Source organism: Micromonospora sp. WMMD967 (assembly GCF_029626165.1).
Lineage (GTDB): Bacteria > Actinomycetota > Actinomycetes > Mycobacteriales > Micromonosporaceae > Micromonospora > Micromonospora taraxaci.
The window spans coordinates 2,438,811-2,457,476 of the sequence record NZ_JARUBK010000001.1; the positions used below are offsets into that span (position 1 = coordinate 2,438,811).

General features: G+C 72.7%; 13 protein-coding genes. 4 read left to right on the forward strand and 9 right to left on the reverse strand.

Annotation, left to right across the window (positions count from 1 at the left end; translation table 11 throughout):
- Positions 1-11: 11 nt before the first annotated feature.
- Positions 12-2,369 (forward strand): pyruvate dehydrogenase, encoded by a 2,358-nt coding sequence (locus O7631_RS11495; RefSeq protein WP_278144234.1) that lies wholly within the window; start codon positions 12-14, stop codon positions 2,367-2,369.
- 318 nt (positions 2,370-2,687) lie between these two features.
- Here the strand turns inward: O7631_RS11495 and O7631_RS11500 are convergent, their stop codons facing one another.
- The 3 genes from O7631_RS11500 to O7631_RS11510 form a co-directional block, all read right to left on the reverse strand.
- Positions 2,688-4,292 (reverse strand): metallophosphoesterase, encoded by a 1,605-nt coding sequence (locus tag O7631_RS11500; protein ID WP_278144235.1) that lies wholly within the window; start codon positions 4,290-4,292, stop codon positions 2,688-2,690.
- 61 nt (positions 4,293-4,353) lie between these two features.
- Positions 4,354-5,526, reverse strand: a complete 1,173-nt coding sequence (locus O7631_RS11505) for a PQQ-dependent sugar dehydrogenase (protein WP_278144236.1) — start codon at positions 5,524-5,526, stop codon at positions 4,354-4,356.
- A gap of 91 nt (positions 5,527-5,617) precedes the next feature.
- A complete protein-coding gene (locus O7631_RS11510; protein WP_278144237.1) occupies positions 5,618-7,435 on the reverse strand; it encodes a SpoIIE family protein phosphatase in 1,818 nt (605 codons plus the stop codon).
- Positions 7,436-7,619: 184 nt separating this feature from the next.
- Between O7631_RS11510 and O7631_RS11515 the strand changes: the two genes are divergently transcribed.
- Positions 7,620-8,546, forward strand: coding sequence for a 2-hydroxyacid dehydrogenase (locus O7631_RS11515; RefSeq protein WP_278144238.1), 927 nt, complete (start codon positions 7,620-7,622; stop codon positions 8,544-8,546).
- Here the strand turns inward: O7631_RS11515 and O7631_RS11520 are convergent.
- Positions 8,540-8,932: a PH domain-containing protein gene (locus O7631_RS11520; RefSeq protein WP_278144239.1), complete on the reverse strand. Its 393-nt coding sequence runs from the start codon at positions 8,930-8,932 to the stop codon at positions 8,540-8,542. The genes O7631_RS11515 and O7631_RS11520 overlap by 7 nt on opposite strands.
- A gap of 218 nt (positions 8,933-9,150) precedes the next feature.
- Here O7631_RS11520 and O7631_RS11525 point away from each other — a divergent pair, with 218 nt between their 5' ends.
- Positions 9,151-11,511, forward strand: a complete 2,361-nt coding sequence (locus tag O7631_RS11525) for a GGDEF domain-containing phosphodiesterase (RefSeq protein ID WP_278144240.1) — start codon at positions 9,151-9,153, stop codon at positions 11,509-11,511.
- Positions 11,512-11,517: 6 nt separating this feature from the next.
- On the opposite strand, the gene O7631_RS11530 is transcribed toward O7631_RS11525, so the two are convergent.
- The gene (locus O7631_RS11530; protein WP_278144241.1) at positions 11,518-12,537 is read right to left on the reverse strand and encodes a LacI family DNA-binding transcriptional regulator; all 1,020 of its coding nucleotides are present in this window, start codon (positions 12,535-12,537) and stop codon (positions 11,518-11,520) included.
- A gap of 111 nt (positions 12,538-12,648) precedes the next feature.
- Between O7631_RS11530 and O7631_RS11535 the strand changes: the two genes are divergently transcribed.
- A complete protein-coding gene (locus O7631_RS11535) occupies positions 12,649-15,099 on the forward strand; it encodes a glycoside hydrolase family 2 protein (RefSeq protein ID WP_278144242.1) in 2,451 nt (816 codons plus the stop codon).
- Positions 15,100-15,305: 206 nt separating this feature from the next.
- On the opposite strand, the gene O7631_RS11540 is transcribed toward O7631_RS11535, so the two are convergent.
- From O7631_RS11540 to O7631_RS11555, 4 genes are read right to left on the reverse strand one after another with little or no spacing between them, the layout of a single operon-like run.
- Positions 15,306-16,049, reverse strand: a complete 744-nt coding sequence (locus tag O7631_RS11540) for a copper homeostasis protein CutC (RefSeq protein WP_278144243.1) — start codon at positions 16,047-16,049, stop codon at positions 15,306-15,308.
- Positions 16,046-17,149: an asparaginase gene (locus O7631_RS11545; protein ID WP_278144244.1), complete on the reverse strand. Its 1,104-nt coding sequence runs from the start codon at positions 17,147-17,149 to the stop codon at positions 16,046-16,048. Before O7631_RS11545 ends, O7631_RS11540 begins: the two co-directional genes overlap by 4 nt.
- On the reverse strand, positions 17,146-18,015 hold the full coding sequence (locus tag O7631_RS11550; protein ID WP_278144245.1) for an amino acid ABC transporter permease: 870 nt from the start codon (positions 18,013-18,015) through the stop codon (positions 17,146-17,148). The genes O7631_RS11545 and O7631_RS11550 overlap by 4 nt, the downstream gene beginning before the upstream one ends.
- Positions 18,012-18,656 carry an amino acid ABC transporter permease gene (locus O7631_RS11555; RefSeq protein WP_278144246.1) on the reverse strand — a complete coding sequence of 215 codons (645 nt, stop codon included), beginning with the start codon at positions 18,654-18,656 and terminating at the stop codon, positions 18,012-18,014. Before O7631_RS11555 ends, O7631_RS11550 begins: the two co-directional genes overlap by 4 nt.
- Positions 18,657-18,666: the final 10 nt, after the last annotated feature.

The window sequence follows — 18,666 nt, forward strand, 5'->3', positions numbered from 1 at the left end:
ATGGAGCCACCGTGACCCAGCACGACCTCGATGTCCTCGACGAGATCCAGCGGCGGGTGCTCTGGCTCGCCACCCGGATCGTGGACGCCGCCAACCACGACCGGGCCACCGGTGACGGTGTGAAGGTCGGCGGCCACCAGGCGTCCAGCGCCTCCCTGGTCACGGCGATGACGGCGCTCTGGTTCGCGCACCTGGACGCCGAGGACCGGGTCGCCGTGAAGCCGCACGCCTCCCCGGTGTTCCACGCCATCCAGTACCTGCTCGGCAACCTGGACCGGTCCTACCTGCCGCGGCTGCGGGCCCGGGGCGGCCTCCAGTCGTACCCGTCGCGCACCAAGGACCCGGACGATGTCGACTTCTCCACCGGCTCGGTGGGCCTGGGCGCGGCGGCGCCGCTCTTCGCCGCCGCCACCCGGCGGTACGTCGACGCGCACTTCGGGGCCCGCCCGCACTCCCGGTTCGTGGCGCTGATCGGCGACGCCGAGCTGGACGAGGGCAACATCTGGGAGGCGGTCGCCGACCCGGCCACCACCGGGCTGGGCAACGTCATGTGGCTCGTCGACTTCAACCGCCAGTCGCTAGACCGGGTGGTGCCGGGCATCCGGATCAACCAGTGGCGCGGCCAGTTCGAGGCGGCCGGATGGCACGTCGTGGAGGTCAAGTACGGCCGTAAGCTCGCCGAGGCGTACGCCCGGCCGGGTGGCGAGGCGCTGCGCGACTGGATCGACGCGATGCCCAACGAGCAGTACCAGTCGCTGTTCGGGTTGGCCGGCCCGGCCCTGCGCAAGCAGTTCCTGGACGGGGCTCCGGCCGGGATCGCCGAGCTGATCGCCGACATCACCGACGAGGACCTCGGCCCGCTCGTCACCGACCTGGGCGGGCACGACCTCCAGGCGATGCTCGACGCGTACGCCCAGTGCGACGCGGTCACCGACCGGCCCAGCGTCGTCTTCGCGTACACCGTCAAGGGTTGGGGTCTGCCCATCGCCGGCAACCCGCGCAACCATTCGGCGCTGCTCAGCACCGAGCAGGTCGCGACGCTGCGGGCCGCGCAGGGCCTCACCGCCGAGACCGAGTGGGACCGCCTCGACCCGGCGTCACAGGCCGGCATCCGGGCCGGCGCCCGCCGGGAGGCGCTGTCCCGCGCGCCCCGCGAGCGGGCGTTGGGGGTCACCGTCCCGGAGAGCACGGGAGTACGCGCCAACAAGCCGATCTCCACGCAGGAGGTCTTCGGTCGGGTGCTGGTGGACCTGGCCCGGGACCGGGAGGTGGGCCGCTACCTGGTCACCACCGCGCCGGACGTGGCGACCTCCACCAACCTCGCCGGGTTCATCAACAAGACCGGGGTGTTCGCCCCCACCGAGCAGCGTTCCTGGACCGAGGACCGGATGCTGCGCTGGACCGAGAGCCCCACCGGGCAGCACATCGAACTGGGCATCTCGGAGATGAACCTGTTCCTGTTGCTGGGCCAGCTCGGCCTCTCCTGGGACCTGTCCGGGCAGCCGCTGCTGCCGGTGGGGACGGTCTACGACCCGTTCGTGCTGCGGGGCCTCGACGCGTTCCTGTACGGCACGTACTCCGGCTCCCGGTTCGTGGTGGCCGGCACCCCGTCCGGCATCACCCTGGCCCCCGAGGGTGGTGCCCACCAGTCCACCATCACCGCGTCGGTCGGCCTGGAGCTGCCCGGGGTGACCTTCCTCGAACCGGCGTACGCGGGCAGCCTCGACTGGTTGCTCTGCGACGCGCTCGGGCAGATCGCCGGTGGTGCGAGTCCGGCGGCGACGGCCGCGCCGACCGAGGACGGGGCGTACTACTTCCGGTTGAGCACCCGCCCGCTGGACCAGGCGCCGTTCGAGGCGGCCCGGGCCCGGCTCGGCGACGCGGTCCTGCGTCGGCAGGTGGTCGCCGGGGCGTACCGGCTGGTCGACGCGCACCAGGCGTACCCGCACCTGGTCGACGCCCCGGTGGTGCAACTGGCCGCCTCCGGCGCGGTGCTGCCCGAGGTGCTGGCCGCCGCGGCGGAACTGGCCGACGAGGGCGTCGCCGCGCACGTGGTGGACGTGACGTCGCTGGACCGGCTCTACCGGGCCTGGCAGCGCACCCTGCGACAGGGTGTGCGGACGGCCACGGTGCCGAGTGTGCCGGGCGCGCTGCGGTCCGCGTTCGCCGACCGGGTGCCGGTGGTGACAGTGCACGACGCGGCGTCGCACGCGATGGCCTGGCTCGGGTCGGCGGTCGGCGCGCCGGCGGTGCCGCTCGGGGTGGACGAGTTCGGCCAGTCCGGCACCGTCGCGGAGCTGTACGAGTTGCACGACCTGCTGCCCGGCAGCATCGTCAACGCGGCACTGGCCGCCATCGCCCTGCGCTGACCCCGGCGAGGAGCCCTGTCACTCTGAGTGAGGCTGCCCCGGAAGAGCGTGTTCGCAACTCAGTGTGATGGGGGGCCGTCAACAACACCGCCCCAATTCCTCCTTTGCTCTGCAGCCACCGATGCGCCACCAGGTTGACCAGCGCGAACAGACCGACTCAATGTCGGCGTGAACGTGGCCACGTGCACCGACAGTGACTGGTGCAGATTGGGCGGCAGAGCAAAGGGGGCAAGGGAGTGGTGAAGGGGTTCCGGTCTTTGTACTGTCCGTCGCATTCGAGGGGCGGCAGTCACCCCTTCGGCGTCGCCTCGACTCGGCTCAGCCGGTCGGCGTGGGCGTTGGTGTGGCCGGCACTCCGCCGGTCGGAGTGGGCGTGGTCGTGGCGGGGGCACCGGCGGTCGGGTTCTCCACCAGGCGTCGTTCCAGGTTGACCTGGGCCTGCCCGGTGCCGCCGACGGTGATGGTGTCGTACGCCTGGAGCATCTTCTGCTGGTCGAAGTAGAGCACGCTCATCGACAGCGGGGTGGGCTTCTCGCCCTCCAGGCCGCGCAGCCCGGCACCGCCGGTCGAGCCCTCCACCATCAGCGTGGTGGGCTGCTGCCCCGGTGCCTGCGGCAGCTTGGACACCTGCCGGGCGTGGGTGTGCCCGGCCAGCACCAGCGGGCAGGTGCCGGAGAGCGGGCCGGCCGATGCCGGGTCGTGCACGAGCGCGATGTTGACCGGTCGCGGTGCGGCGCGGACGGTCGCGGCGAGGTCGATGCCGGCGCCGACCACCTGGTCGGCCACCTGCGGGGTCAGCCCGCTACCCGCCGGGGAGGTGTTCTTGTCCGGGGTGAAGCGCGGGTCGCCGATGCCGGCGATGGTCAGGCCGGCGACTGTCGTCGTGGAGTTGTCCAACACGATGGCGTTCGACTGCCGGGCCACCGCGGCGGCGGTCTTGTCGGAGTCGTGGTTGCCCCGGATGAACACGTACGGCTTCTTCAGCAGGCTGATCGAGCCGACGAAGGACGCCTCCGGTTCGCTGCCCCAGTCGGTGATGTCCCCGGTGTCGATCACCACGTCGATGCCGAACTGCTCCACGACGGTGCGGATCAGCTGCCAACCGGTCGGGTTGAGGTGCATGTCGGAGACGTGCAGGACCCGGGTGGTGCCCGGGGCCGGCTCGTACACCGGTAGCGCCGAGACCGTGGTGTAGAGCTGGCTGACGTTGCCGACGAGGCGTTGCAACTGCTCGGCGTACTTGGTGTAGTCGTTGGCGATCCGACGGGCGTCACCGACGATGGCGGGAGCGTTGACCAGCAGCCCCTCGTAGCGCGGTTCCTCGATCGCCTGGGGGCGCAGGGTGGCCGCCGCCGTGCCGAGGCTGCCGGCGGTGAACAGCAGCGCCAGCCCACCCGCCCAGGCCGTCCGGCGGGAGTTCCGGAAGATCAACCCGGCCAGGATCAGGGTGACGAGCACCGACGCGCCGAGAGTCCGCAGGCCGAGCCGCATGATGCCGGAGCGGACGTCCTCCACGGCGCTCTGGCTCGCCCGGCTGATGCTGGCGGGGTCGTCGAGCAGCGCTTCGGTGCGGCCCTGGTCGAGTGCGCCGAGCCGCACGGTGAGGTGGGTCGGCCCGTCATGGCTGTCGAGCAGCAGCGCCCCGAGCGGCGGGATGTCGACGGTGGTGCCGCCGTCCCGGGCGGGGGAGATGCTGAGGTTGGCGCGGAACGGGCCGATGTCGGTGTCCACCCGACCGCCGGCCAGCACCCCGAGGGACGCCCCGACCAGGGCGATGGCGAGGACGGCGCCGATCAGCCCGATGCGCCGCAGCGGCCCGGCCAGCGCTGCCCACCGGCCGTTCGGGCGCGGCAGATCGCCGCCGGCAGCCGGGGTGTCCCGGTCGTCGGCGTCGTCGTGCTGCTCGTCGCGTTGCCCGTCCATGCTGAAAGTCTGACCTGCCCGTCGGAAGATCTTGGCAAACCTCAACGGATGGTGACGAACGTCAGCTGCGTCCGCCGTCACCGCCGGCGAAGACCACCCGCAGGAGTCGGTCGTCGTCGCCGGCCGGGTCACCCCGCCCGTCGTGGTTGGAGGTGCCCACCCAGAGCGACCCGTCCGGTGCGGCGGCGACCGCGCGCAGTCGGCCGTACCGGTTGGTGAGCAGATCGGTGGGCTGGCCGAGCAGCGTACCCGTGTCGGTCAACTCCATCACCCAGAGGCGCTTGCCCCGCAGGCAACCGGCGACCAGCATCTGGTCGGCGGCGGCCAGACCCGAGCAGGACGCGTCCGAGGTCGCCCACTGCGTGATCGGATCGGTGAAACGCTTGTCGCCGGCCCGCCCCTCGACCTCCGGCCAACCGTAGTTGCCGCCCTTGGTGATCTGGTTGATCTCGTCCCACGTGTTCTGGCCGAACTCGACGGCGTACATCCGCTTGGCCGCGTCCCAGGTGAAGCCCTGGACGTTGCGGTGGCCCAGGGACCAGACCGGGGATCCGGGGTACGGGTTGCCGGCGGAGGGTTTGCCGTCCGGAGTGATCCGGAGGATCTTGCCGCCGAGGCTCTTCACGTCCTGCGAGAGGGGTCGTTCGCCCGCGTCGCCCGTGCTGACGTAGAGCTGCCCGTCGGGGCCGAAGCCCAACCCGCCGCCGTTGTGCACGTTGGCCTTGGGAATGCCGGTCAGGATCGGGGTGGGCTGACCGCCGAGTTCCAGCCGGGCGACCCGGTTGTCCCGCGCGGAGGTGTAGTAGACGAAGACCGACCGGTCCTGGGCGTAGTTCGGGGAGACGGCGATGCCCAGAAGACCGCCCTCGCCGGCCGCCGCCACGTCGGGAATCGTCTGTGCCGGCCGGACCCGCAGCCCGTCCGGCCCGGACTCCGGGCCGACCTGGAGGATCCGACCGTTGTCCCGTTCGGTGACCAGCGCGCCACCGTCGGGCAGGAAGGCGATGCCCCACGGCACCCGCAGACCCTTGGCCAGGACTGTCGTCACCGCCTGCCGGGCGGCGCCGCCGGGGCTCGCCGACGCGGACGGCGTCGGCAGGTTGGGTGGCTCGCCGGCCGGGTCGGGCTCCGGCTCGCCGAAGCTGCAACCCGAGGTGAGCAGCAGCGCGGCGCAGGACGCCGCGAGGGCCACCCGGAGGCGACGGACGCGAGGGTACGGGGGACGGGCTCTCACCCGGCCCAGGGTAGCCCGCCGGACCGCCCGGTCGGGCCCGTCACGATCCGACGGGTGCCGGTGACCGGGTCGAAGGTCGCCGGTGGACCACTCACCGTGCCCGTACGGCCAACAGCGCGGTGTCGTCATCACGGCCGTGGACCGAGGTGAGCAGCAGGTCGCACACCTCGTCGAGGGGCAGCGTGTCGCTGCCGGTCAGCCGGCCCACCAACTCGGCCAGCCCTTCGTCGATGGACCGGTCCCGACGTTCGATGAGCCCGTCGGTGTAGAGCAACAGGGTGTCGCCGGCGGCCAGGCTGGTCGGCCTGCTGGTCCGCCGCGACGACCGGGCCAGACCGAGCAGCGGCTCCGGCGCCGCCTCAAGGACCTCCACCGCCCCGCCGGAGCGGACCACCACGGCCGGTGGGTGCCCGGCGTTGGACCAGGTCACCTCGTGGACGCCGGCGACCTGCGGGCAGATCCGGACCAGTGTCGCGGTGGCCGCGATCGGCAGCCGCAGGCCGCGGATCGCGGCGTCCAGGTCACTCATCAGCGTGCCCACGCCGTCGGGTCGGCCGAAGGCGTTGCCCCGCACCAGGTTGCGCAGCTGGCCCATCGCCGCCGCCGCCTCGATGTCGTGCCCCGCCACGTCACCGATGGTGGCGATCACATCGCCGTCGGGCTGGACGAAGGCGTCGTACCAGTCCCCGCCCACCTCCACCTGGTCGGCGGCCGGCTGGTAGCGGGCCGCCAGCTCCAACTGCGGCACGTTCGGCAGTTGGGGCAGCATGCTGTGTTGCAGGACCTCGGCGACGTGCCGCTGCTCGCCGTACATCGAGCTGTTGCCGACGGCCTGGCCGGCACGGCGGCCGATCTCGACCGCGGTGAGCAGGTCCCGGTCGTCGAACTGCTGACGCTCCGCGCTGTTGACGAGGGTGATCGCTCCGAGCACGGTGCCGCCGACGCCCCGTACCGGCACGCTCAGGTAGGAGGCGATGCCGAGACGAGCGGCGATCGACACCATCTCCGGGTCGGTGGTGCCCCTCGCCACGTCGGCCAGGGACGCCGCGCTGCCGAGTTGGGGCTGGCCGGTCCGGAGGACCGACCGGACGATCGACGCCGGGCTCAGCCCGGTGCGCAGCAGCTCACCGAAGCGTTCGACGTCGGCGCTGCGGGCCGGGTCGTGGTGCACCGAGACCACCTCGCGGGGCTGGCCCGTCGGCCCGACCAGGGTGAGCAGGCACCAGTCGGCCAGCGGCGGCACCATGCTGGCGGCGAGCCGGCGCAACGCGGTGCCCACGTCGAGTGTGTCGGCGAGCGTCTCGCTCACCCCCGCCACCAGCTCCAACCGTTCGTGCGCCTGCACGACCCGCCGCTGTGCCTCCCGCGCGCCGTCGAGGGCGATCCGCAGCCGCAGCTCCGACGAGCACGCGGCGGCCAGGTCGGCCAACGTCCGCAGTTGGGCGCTCGTCCACGCGCGGGGCTTGTTGTCGATGGCGCACAGCGAGCCGAGCACCCGGCCGGAGAGGTCGGTGAGCGGCATCCCGGCGTACGCGACCACACCGAGGTCGTCGATGGCCAGATTGTCCCGAACCCGCGGGTAGAGCCGGGCGTCCGGCAGCACCATCGGCACCTCGATGTCCACGACGTGCTGGCAGAACGAGTGGCTCAGCGGGGTCTGCCGGCGCTGCGACCAGGGCTCCGGCAACCCGACCGCACCCGGGAAGAACTGCCGGTCGGCGGAGACCAGGGAAACCAGCGCCACCGGTACGTCCAGCAGGTCGCTGACCAGCCGGGCGAACCTGTCGAACGCCTCGTCCGGGACGGCGTCCAGCCCGGTGTCGTGGAGCGCACGCAGTCGCGCCGCGTCGCCGAGCGCCGGAGGTGGCACGCTCGAACGCCGGGCGTTGGCGGGGGAGCCGTCGGTCATCGAGCACCTGTCTGCCGGGGCGGAGGACGACGGCCCTCCGATCCTTCGTTATACCTCTTCCCGGCCCGGATCCGACATCGCTGTGCCGAGTCTCGCTCGCTCCGACGGCCCGCGCCAGCCCACGGTTACCCGATCCCCGCCGCGCCCACACGGGCCGCCGCGTCGGGGACTATCGTCGGCGGACGTGAAGGTATGGATCCCGCACCAGGCCGGCCTGAACCTCATGGGCGAGCTGCCCCCGGACGTGACGGTGGAGGTGTTCGAGCACGCCGACCGGATGCCGTCCGACCCCGCCGACGTCCGCGTCTGGGTGCCACCCTTCCTGGGCGGCTCGGACGGGACGGCGTTGCTGCGGGAGCTGCCCGATGTGGCGGTGGTGCAGCTGCTCTCCGCCGGAGCGGACGCCTGGGCCGGCCGGACGCCGCCGGGTGTCACGCTCTGTGACGCCAGGGGAGTGCACGACCCGTCCACCGCCGAGTGGGTCGTCACGGCGATCCTCGCCCAGTTGCGGGCGTTCCCGGCGTTCGTCCGGGCGCAGGCCGAGCGACGCTGGGCGTACGACGGGAACACCCCCACCGACGAGCTGACCGGCAAGCGGGTGCTCATCGTCGGGGCCGGGTCGATCGGCACCGCGGTGCGGGACCGGCTCGCACCGTTCGAAGTGAGTTTCACGCTCGTCGCGCGGACCGCCCGCCCGGAGCAGGGGGTGTACGGCGTGGAGGAGCTGCCCCGGCTGCTGCCCGACGCCGACGTGGTGGTGGTGATCGTGCCGCTCACGGACCAGACCCGTGGCCTCATCGACAAGGACTTCCTCGCCGCGATGCCGGACGGGGCCCTGCTGGTCAACGCCGCCCGGGGGCCGGTGGCCCACACCGAGGCGCTCGTCGCCGAGCTGTCCACCGGTCGGATCGCCGCCGCGTTGGACGTCACCGACCCGGAGCCGCTACCCGCCGACTCGCCGCTCTGGGCGATGCCCAACGTGTTGCTCACCCCGCACGTGGCCGGGTCGGTGCGAGGTCTGCTGCCGCGCGCCTACCGACTGGTCGGTGACCAGGTGCGTCGTTTCGCCGCCGGGCAGCAGCTGATCAACACGGTGGTCGACGGTTACTGACCGGGCGTCTCGGCGGTGGTGTGCGGCAGCGCCTGGCCGGTGGCGGACACCAGCCGGGGCAGGTCCACGCCGCGTACCGCCGGCAGGATGACCTGCTGGCCGTCGTCGAGCCGGGCGACCGCCCGCCCGCGCTCGTCGGTCACCAGCTCGACGACCTGGTCCCAGGCGATCCGGCGCTGCCCGGCCAACGCCCGTACGCGCAGTCCGTCGGCGTCGGCGTCGGTGCCGGCCCGCCAGGCCCAGACCGCGACGGCGAGCGGCAGGAGCAGCACCGGCAGAAGGTAGGACCGGGCGCTGGCCAGCGGCAGGGCACCGATGAAGGCGATGATCGCGGCGACCAGGATGGCTTGGTTGTGCCGGAAGCGGACCGTGTCGGGCTTACTCACCCTCCGATGATCCCACCCCCGGCCGGTCCGGCTCGCGCCGGGCGGTACCAGCAGGGTGCGGTACGCCGTACAGTGACACAGGTCATTGTCTCCTCCAGGTGACCGGCACGTAACCGATCGGGCCGCCGATCGTTGCCACTTGTTGAGCACCGGACCCGCAACGTCCGATGCCCCGCACCGTCGTACCGCCCCCGTGCCCCCTCACGAAGGCGACCGCTGTGCTTCTCGCGTACCCGTTCCGCGTTCTCGTCCCCCGTCGGGCGGCGCCGGAGGCCGCCACGTCCACGGCGGTGACGCTGCTCCTCCTCGTCGGTGCCTTCGGCCTGGTTCCGGGCCCGGTGGTGATCGCGCTGGCTGTCGGTGCCGGTGCCACGGTCGCCGGCGTACGACTCTCCCGGCTGGCCGGCCGACACTCCGCCGGACCATCGCCGCGTGCGGCGAACGTGCTGCTCGACGCGGCGGTGGTGACCGCCGGTCTCACCGCCGTCGTGCTGCCCCTGACTGCCCTCGGGCTGAGCTTCGCCGTGCTGGTCGGGTCGCTGGTCGTGGCGGCCCTCTCGGTGTGCGGTCTCCGTCGCCTGCCCGGCCGGACGTGTCCGTCGCCCGGGGTCCGGCTGCGCCGGCTGGTCGAGTCGGGCGCCCCGGCAGTCGCCCTGACCCTCACCGGGTGGCTGCTGCTGCCGCACGACGGCGTGTCCGAGCCGGCTCGGCTGGTCACCGCGTTGGCGGTCGGCGGGCTGGGCATGGCCGCGCTGGACGCGTTCTCGGGGCCACGGCGACACTCGGGCGCGGCGGTCTGTCGGGGTGGTGCCCTGCTCACTCTGGGCGGGTTGGTGCTGCTGGCCGCGCTGCCGTCCGCGTCGGCGGGCCGGGCGGCCCTGCTGGCCGTACCCCCGTTGGTGTTCGGGATGCTGCTCGTCGCGGTCGGTGCGGAGGTCGCTGTGGACGCCGGTGCGGGGGAGCCGGCGCGGCCGGTGGCCGCGGCCTGGCCGCGGGCGGTGCTCCCGGCGGCGATGCTGCTGCTGGCGGCCGGCCTGAACCTGGCGGCCGGCCGCGCTCTGGACCGGACGAGCGTGGTGCTGGCCCTGGCGGCGGTGCCGCCCCTGATGGTGCGCGAGTTGCTGCGGGCGGGCGAGGCGGCCACCACCGAACGGCGGGCCGCGCACCGCCGCCGTGCGGGTCGTGGGGTCCGGCACCGCGCGGAGCAATCGCGCTGGCTGGGCAGGTCGGAGCCGCCGCCCGCGCGGGCCGACGACCCGTCCACCGCGAGCGGTGTCGGCGCGGCCTGGCAGCCCGGTGCGCCCTGGTCGACGCTCGATCGGCGGCCCGTCCCGGCCGGAGGCGGTGGCCCGGGTGACCGGGCGGCCCTGCTGGACGCTCTGGCCGCGATCGGTGACGTGCCGGTGCCGACCGGGGCGCTGCTGCTGGTGGACCTGCACGGCACCGACTCGATCGGCCCGACGGCCCGGGAGGACGTGCTGGCCGAGGCGGTGCATCGCGCCCGCGCGGTCATCGCCCCCGAGGACCTGGTCACCGGGTGCACGGGCACCGGCTTCGCGGTGGTCACGGCCGCCGGTCCGGTGCTGGCGTACGCGCTGGGCAACCGCCTGCTGAGCGCGCTCAGCCCGCCCTATTCGCTGCCCGCCGGCATGCTGCGCGTGCAGACGAGCATCGGGCTGGCCGAGGTGCGCGGGGCCGGGCCGGCGGACGTGCTCCGTCAGGCCGAGCTGGCCCGCCGCCGGGCGGTGCAGTTGGGCCGGGACCGGGTCGAGTGGTACGACGCGTTCCTGGAGGAGCAGCTGGTCCGCCGGCTCGACCTGGAACGCGAGCTGCCCGGTGCGGTGGCGCGGGGCGAGTTGGACCTCGTCTACCAGCCGGTGCTCGACCTGGCCGACGGGCAGCCGGTGGGGGCGGAGGCTCTGCTGCGGTGGCGGAGCCCGGTGCTCGGCACGGTGCTCCCGGCCGAGCTGCTGCCGGTCGCGGAGGACCTGGACCTGGTCGGCGAGCTGGAATGGTGGGTTCTGGACCGGGCCTGCCGGCAGTTGTCCAACTGGTCGGTGGGCGTCCGGGAGCTGTGGATGGCGGTGAACGTGACGACCCGGGAGCTGACCACCCCCGACTTCGTGCAGCGGGCGGCGGCCGTGCTGGCCGCGTACGGGGTGCCGCCGGAGCGGCTCGTGGTGGAGGTGAGCGAGCCGCGGGTCGCCGCCGACCTGTCGACCGTGGTGGCCCGGCTCGCCGGGCTGCGGTCCCTGGGCGTACGCACCGCGTTGGACGACTTCCGGGCCGAACACGCCTCGTTGGCGCAGCTTCGCCGGTTGCCGATCGACCTGTTGAAGGTGGGCCCGGAGTTGGTGGGCGCGCGGTCGGACGGGCAGCCGCCGTTGATCGACGTGGTGGTCAACGTCGGCGAGCGGCTGGGCGTGGAGATCGTCGCGGAGGAGTTGGAGTCGCCGACCCAGGTGGAGGGGGCCCGCCGGGGTGGCTGCCGTTTCGGGCAGGGGTTCGCACTGGCCCGACCGGCGACGGCCGAGCGGGTCGAGGCGTATTTCGAGGAGTTCCCCTCAGCGTCTCGCTGAACCGGTTCATCTCTCCCGGGGTGGTGCGGTGCTGCCGCGCGGCGTGAGGTGGGGCGTCTCGTCCTCCACCCGGCCGGCCGGCTCTCCGCCGACGACGGCGAGAAGGTGGCGTGCCGCGTGCGCCCCGTACGCGGCGATGTCCCGGCCCAGCGCGGTCAGCGGTGGGTGCACCAGGCGGCACAGCGGCGAGTCGTCCCAGGCCACGATGGACAGATCGGTGGGCACGGTGAGCCCCATCTCCTGGGCCACGGAGAGCCCGGCGACGGCCATCACGTCGTTGTCGTAGATGACCGCCGTCGGCCGCTGGGCGGAGCTGAGCAACCGGCGGGTGGCCCGGCCGCCCTCCTCGCCGGTGTAGTCGGACGAGACGGTGACGGCGTCGGCCAGGCCGAGTCGCCGGCAGACCGCCGTGAAGGCCTCCGTGCGGATCTCGGTGTGCCGCAGGTCGGGCAGGCCGCCGACCCGGGCGATCCGCCGGTGCCCGAGCGCGACGAGGTACTCCACCGCCTCGGTCAGCGCGGCGGCGTCGTCGGACCAGATGCTGGCCAGCGCACCCGTGCCGCCGGGGCCGCCGATCACCACCGCCGGCAGTTGCAGGTGCTCCAGCGCGGGGATGCGGCGGTCGTGGCTCCGCAGGTCGCAGACGAGCACCCCGTCCACCCGACGTTCGCCCCACCAGCGTCGGTAGACCGCGATCTCGGCGTCGTGGTCGGTGACCACCTGGAGGGTCAGCGCGTACGAGCGGGCGGAGAGTTCGGCCTCGACGCCGCTGATCAGCGCCATGAAGAACGGCTCAACCCCGAGTGTCCGCGCTGGTCGGCACAGGGCCAGACCGACCGCCCCGGCGGTGGCGGCGGAGAGGGCGCGGGCGGCGCTGCTGGGGCTGAACCCGATCTCCGTGGCGATGGTCAGGATCCGCTGCCGGGTGGCTTCGGAGACGCCGGGCTGGCCGTTGAGCGCGTACGACACCGCCCCCTTGGACACCCCGGCGCGTCGGGCGACGTCGGCGATTGTCGGCCGCTTCACCGGTGTGCTCCTTCGCTTTCCGGCCGTTGACAGCCCCAATTCCGGACCGTACGGTTTCTCAGCTTATCCGGTTCAGTAAACGTCTTTCGATGCAGAAGGTGCGGTGAAGTCGTGAGCCGACAGGCACTCTACGACGGTTGGACGCTGCGCGCGGCCCACGGAGCGGAGGTGCCGGCCGAGATCGCCGGACGGGCCGTGCCGGCGACAGTACCCGGCTGCGTGCACACCGACCTGCTCGACGCCGGGCTGATCCCCGACCCCTACCTCGACGACAACGAGTTGGCGCTGGCCTGGATCGGGCGCACCGACTGGACGTACCAGACGGCCTTCCGGCCGCCACCCGGCGACCACGACCGGGTCGACCTGGTCTGCGCCGGCCTGGACACCGTCGCCACCATCACCGTCAACGGGGTCGAGGTGGGCCGCACCGCGAACATGCACCGGGGCTACCGGTTCGACGTCCGATCGCTGCTGCGCGACGGCGACAACGACCTGGTCGTCAGGTTCGACTCCGCGTACCGCTACGCCGAGGGGCAGCAGGAGCGGCTCGGCGACCGGCCCAACGCCTACCCGGAGCCGTTCCACTTCATCCGCAAGATGGCCTGCAACTTCGGCTGGGACTGGGGGCCCACCCTGGTCACCGCCGGCATCTGGCAGGAGATCGGCCTGCACGCCTGGTCCACCGCAAGGCTGGCCAGCGTCCGCCCACTGGTCACCATGGACGGCCGTGACGGTCGGGTCGGGGTGCACGTCGAGGTCGAGCGGGCCGCGGACGTCCCCCTGACCGTCCGGGCCGCCGTCGCCGGCGTCAGCGCCGACGTGGTCGTCCCCGCCGGCCACCGCACGGCCGTGCTGACCCTCACCGTCCGCGAACCCGCGCTCTGGTGGCCCCGGGGGTACGGCGACCAGGCGCGCCACCCGATCGATGTGACACTGCACGGGCCGGACGGCGACACAGTGGACACCTGGTCGCACCGGATCGGGTTCCGCTCGGTGCGGCTGGACACCACGCCCGACGAGCACGGCACCCCGTTCGCCCTGTCGGTCAACGACGTCCCGGTCTTCGTCCGAGGGGTCAACTGGATCCCCGACGACGCGTTCCCCAACCGGGTCACCCGCGACCGGTTGGCCGAACGGTTCGACCAGGCGGCCGGGGCCAACGTCAACCTGCTGCGGGTCTGGGGCGGCGGCCGGTACGAGTCGGCGGACTTCTACGACCTCGCCGACGAGCGTGGACTGCTCGTCCAGCAGGACTTCCTCTTCGCCTGTGCCGCGTACCCGGAGGAGGAACCCTTCGGCACCGAGGTCGCCGCCGAGGCAGCCGAGCAGGTGACCAGGCTGACGCCGTACCCGTCGCTGGTGCTCTGGACCGGCAACAACGAGAACATCTGGGGCTGGCACGACTGGGACTGGCAACGGCCTCTCGCCGGGCGCACCTGGGGGCGCGGCTACTACCTCGACGTGCTTCCCCGGATCGTCGGCGACCTGGACCCGACCCGCCCGTACTGGCCGGGTAGCCCCTGGTCGGGCACCGAGACCATCCACCCCAACGACCCGGCGCACGGCACCACCCACATCTGGGACGTGTGGAACACCGACGACTACACCAAGTACCGGGAGTACGTGCCGCGCTTCGTCGCCGAGTTCGGCTACCAGGCCCCATCCGCGTACGCGACGCTGCGCCGGGCGCTGAGCGACGAACCCCTCGCCCACGACTCACCCGGTATGGCACACCACCAGAAGGCGGCCGACGGTGACGCCAAGCTCCAACGCGGCCTGGACGCGCACCTGCCCGCCCCGGCGGACTTCGACGACTGGCACTACCTGACGCAGCTCAACCAGGCCCGCGCGATCCAGCTCGGGGTGGAGCACTTCCGCTCCCACCGGGACGTCTGCGCCGGCACCATCGTGTGGCAGCTCAACGACTGCTGGCCGGTGACCTCCTGGTCGGCCGTTGACGGCGACGGCCGACGCAAACCCCTGTGGTACGCGCTGCGCCACGCGTACGCCGACCGGCTCCTCACCGTGCAACCGCGCGACGGTGGCCTCGCCCTGGTGGCGGTCAACGACAGTGGCACGCCCTGGCGGGCGTCGTCGTCGGTGACCCGGGTGACGGTCAGCGGTGAGGCCCGGGCGAAGAACTCGTTCGATCTCGATGTCCCGGCGTACTCCGCCGTGGTGTTGGCGCTGCCGGCGGACCTGGTCCGGCCGGACGACGGCCGCCGCGAGTTGCTGGTCGCGGAGGCCGGCGACACCGCCGAACGCGCCCTGTGGTTCTTCGCCGAGGACCGGGACGTGGACTGGCCGGCGGCGGAGTGGGACGCGACTGTCGAGCCGTTCGACGGAGGGCAGCGGGTCCACGTCACGGCCCGCACCGTGCTCCGCGACCTGACGCTGTTCCCGGACCGGCTGGACCCGTCGGCCACTGTGGACCGAGCCCTGGTCACCCTGCTGCCGGGAGAGTCGACGACGTTCACGGTCGGGGCTTCTGGTCCGTTGGACACCGCTGCGCTGCCCGCCCGGCCGGTGCTGCGCTGCGTCAACGACATCCGCAACGCCTGAGCCGTCCGCGCGGCACGGCGACCGCGCTGGCGGCCTTGATCATCACCATTTCGCCGAAATCGCGGTATCCACGCGTTCGGGATACCGCGACTTCGCCGACCTCGTGTTGATCTAGCGGGTGGACGCTGTGCGCCTCCCGGCGGTTGGCGTGACCGGGGACGAGGAGCCTCGGGCACGCCCACCGCTCGGCGACGCTCGGGGCGGGGTCAGGCGCGGGCGGCGGCGAGCACCTGGCCGACCAGGGCACCGGAGGTGCCGGAGCGCTCGTACTCGGGCCGGTTGAGGCTGCCGCCCATCAGCGGCGCCGGGTTGCGGTGCACGGCCGGGCTGTCCGAGCTGACCAGGGCCGCGAAGTGGTACTCGTCGGCGCCCGTCGCCTCGACGATCCGGGTGATGTTGCGCGGGGTGATGCCACCACCGGGCATGACGACGATCCGGCCGGCGGCACGGCGTACCAACTCGGCGATGAGCGGGGCACCTTCCAGCACGCTGACCTCCTGACCCGAGGTGAGCACCCGGTGCACGCCCAGCTCGATCAGCTGCTCCAGCGCCGCGTGCGGGTCGCGGGTCATGTCGAACGCGCGGTGGAAGGTGATGCTGGCGTCACCGGCGGCGGCGATCAACCGGCGGGTGGTCGGCACGTCGACGTCGCCCTCGGCGGTCAGCGCACCGATCACGATGCCGTGCGCGCCGGCTGCGACAGCCGCCCGTACGTCCCGCTCCATGGCCTCGATCTCGAACGGCGAGTAGATGAAGTCACCGGCGCGGGGCCGGACGATCACGTGCACCCGGATCCGGGTGACGGCGCGCAGTGTCGTCTCGATGGTGCCCAGGCTGGGGGTCAGTCCACCGTCGAAGAGCGCGGAGCACAGCTCCACCCGGTCGGCGCCGGCCTCCTCGGCGGCGACCGCCCCCTCGACGCTGTCGATGCAGATCTCGAATGTGCTCATGACTCTTCCTTTTCGGTGCGAGAGGAGGCCGCCTGCGTGCGAGACGACGCCGCTTGAGTGCGGGACGACGCCGCCTGAGTGGGAGAGGAGGCCGCCTGTGTGCGAGACGAGGCCGCTTCGGTGCGAGACGGTGCCGCGGTCCAATCGATGACGGCCGTGACGGCGCCGACCGGTTCGCCGCCGCCGAGCACCGGCACCTGGCGCAGCGCGTCGGCTCCGCCCACCGGTACGCCGACGGCGTCGAGTGCGGCGAGCGCGATGGCGGTGGTGGCCCGGGGTGAACCGTCGACCACCTTGACCGCGACGGCGTGACCGTCCGGGGCGGCCACCCCGAGCACGCCCTCGGCCCCACCCTTGGCCAGGACGCCGGGCAGCGCCCGCATCAGGTCGGTGTTCGGGTGCCCGTGCCAGCCGCCCACGTACTCCGGGTATTGGCGCATGGCCTGCGCGACCAGCGCCTCGTCGCTGCCGTCGGGTGCGGTGACCAACGCCTGGAACGTGCGGGCCAGGCCGGTCAGCGGCAGGCCGAACAGGGGTGCGCCGCAACCGTCGACGGCGTGGTGCGCGACAGGCGTTCCGGCCAGCCGGGCGACGGCGGCGGCGGTCTCCCGCTGCAACGGGTGCTCCGGGTCGAGGTAGTCGTGGGTGCTCCAGGACCGGGCGGCGCTGGCGACGAGCATCGCTGCGTGCTTGCCGGAGCAGTTCATCCGGATCCGGTCGCGCTGCCCGCCGACGCGGATCAGCCGCTCCCGGGTCGACTCGTCCTCCGGCCAGTCGACCGGGCAGCCGAGGGCGTCTTCGGTCAGGCCGGCGCCGGCCAGCATCGCCCGGACCACCTCGACGTGCCGGTCGTCGCCGGTGTGGCTGCCGGCCGCGAGCGCCAGCGCCGGGCCGGTCAGCTCGTCACCCGCCGCGACCCGGCAGGCCAGGGCCTGCACCGGCTTGAGGGTGGACCGGGGAAGCACCGGCTCGTCGGGTACGCCGGCGGCGAGGACGACAGCGCCGTCCGGTGCGAGCACCACGACGCTGCCGTAGTGCCGGCTCTCGACGAAGCCGTTGCGGACGACCCGAGCCAGTTCGGCGTAACGGAAGATGGTCACCGGGGGGTGGTCCCTTCGATGAGCGGTGGGGGCAGGTCGACGTTGCGTCCTCCACGCCGGCCGCCGAAGCGGCCGTTCCGCGCCTGGAGTACGCGGGCGAACTTCGACAGCGAGGCGTTGACCACGAGGTAGATCAGCGCCACCACCAGGAACGTCTGGATCAACAGATGGGTGTACGACGAGAGCACCTGCCCGCTGTAGAGCAGTTCGGTGTAGCTGACCACGAAGCCGAGCGAGGTGTCCTTGAGCAGCCCGACCAGTTGGCTGACCAGGGACGGGGTGAGTTGGAGCAGCGCCTGGGGCAGGACCACCAGCGCCATCACCTGTCCGCGGCGTAGCCCGACGGCGAGGCCGGCCTCGGTCTGCCCCCGGTCCAGGGCCAGGATGCCGGACCGGAAGATCTCGGCGAACGCCGCCGAGTTGGACACCACCAGCGGCACCACGAGCTTCCAGAAGAGCGGGAAGTTCATCCCGTACTGCGGCAGGGCGAAGAGCGTCACGTAGATCAGCAGCAGGGTGGGAACGGTCCGGAAGATCTCCACGTACGCGCCGGCCAGCCAGCGCAGCGGTCGGTGCGTGGAGAGGCGTCCGAGCGCCAGCAGCAGTCCGAGTACGGCGCTGAGCACGGCGGTCGCGGCGGCGGCCCGGACGGTGGCCCAGAGGCCGTTGAGCAGGTATCGCCAGATCGGCCAGGTGGTGAACGGCTCCCACCGGGCGGCGGTCAACTCGCCGTGACTGGCGAACTGGTGGACCGCTGCCACTGCGGCGCCGACCAGGAGGACGGCGCCCACCACTGTGGCGATCCTGATCCGCCGTTGGGCGCGCGGCCCGGGCTCGTCGAAGAGGATCTGTTGCGTCTTGTTCATCGGACGATCGCCAGCCTTCTTTCGAGCAGGCCGGTGACCTGACCGATGATCAGCGCAAGCAGCATGTAGGCGAGGCCCGCGCCGGTGAAGACGGCGATCGGTTGGGCCTCGACCAGGTTCACGTTGTTGGCCGCCTGGGTCAGCTCGACCACGCCGACGGCGGCGGCCAGCGAGGTGTTCATCAGCAGCGCGATGCAGATGTTGCCGATCGGCTGGATGACCGCCCGCAGTCCCTGCGGCAGGATCACGTGCCGCAGGGACTGCCCGAAGGTCAACCCGATGGCGCGGGCCGCCTCGGCCTGGCCGACGCCGACCGTGTTGATCCCGGCGCGGATCGCCTCGGCCAGGTACGCCCCCTCGTACACGGCGATGACGATCGCGGCGGACGTGAACAGCGGGAACGTGATGCCGATGGTCGGCAGGGCGAAGACGAAGAGCACCAGCAGAGCCAACAGCGGCAGGTTCTGGAACACCTCGACGTACGCCGTGCCGATGGCGCGCAACAGCGGGACGGGTGCGATCCGCAGGGTGGCGACGACGATGCCCAGCAGCATCGCGCCGACGGTGGTCACGACTGTCAGTTCGACAGTCGTGACCAGGCCGTGGCCGAGCTCGCTCAGGTGGGCGGTGAGGGCGTCCATCGGTACGGGA

What these genes read in the sequence shown, in the direction of transcription:
- O7631_RS11550 (WP_278144245.1), bottom strand. Translation starts at nt 18,015, where the DNA reads ATGAACAAGACGCAACAGATCCTCTTCGACGAGCCCGGGCCGCGCGCC.
- O7631_RS11555 (WP_278144246.1), bottom strand. Translation starts at nt 18,656, where the DNA reads ATGGACGCCCTCACCGCCCACCTGAGCGAGCTCGGCCACGGCCTGGTC.
- O7631_RS11500 (WP_278144235.1), bottom strand. Translation starts at nt 4,292, where the DNA reads ATGGACGGGCAACGCGACGAGCAGCACGACGACGCCGACGACCGGGAC.
- O7631_RS11510 (WP_278144237.1), bottom strand. Translation starts at nt 7,435, where the DNA reads ATGACCGACGGCTCCCCCGCCAACGCCCGGCGTTCGAGCGTGCCACCT.
- O7631_RS11540 (WP_278144243.1), bottom strand. Translation starts at nt 16,049, where the DNA reads ATGAGCACATTCGAGATCTGCATCGACAGCGTCGAGGGGGCGGTCGCC.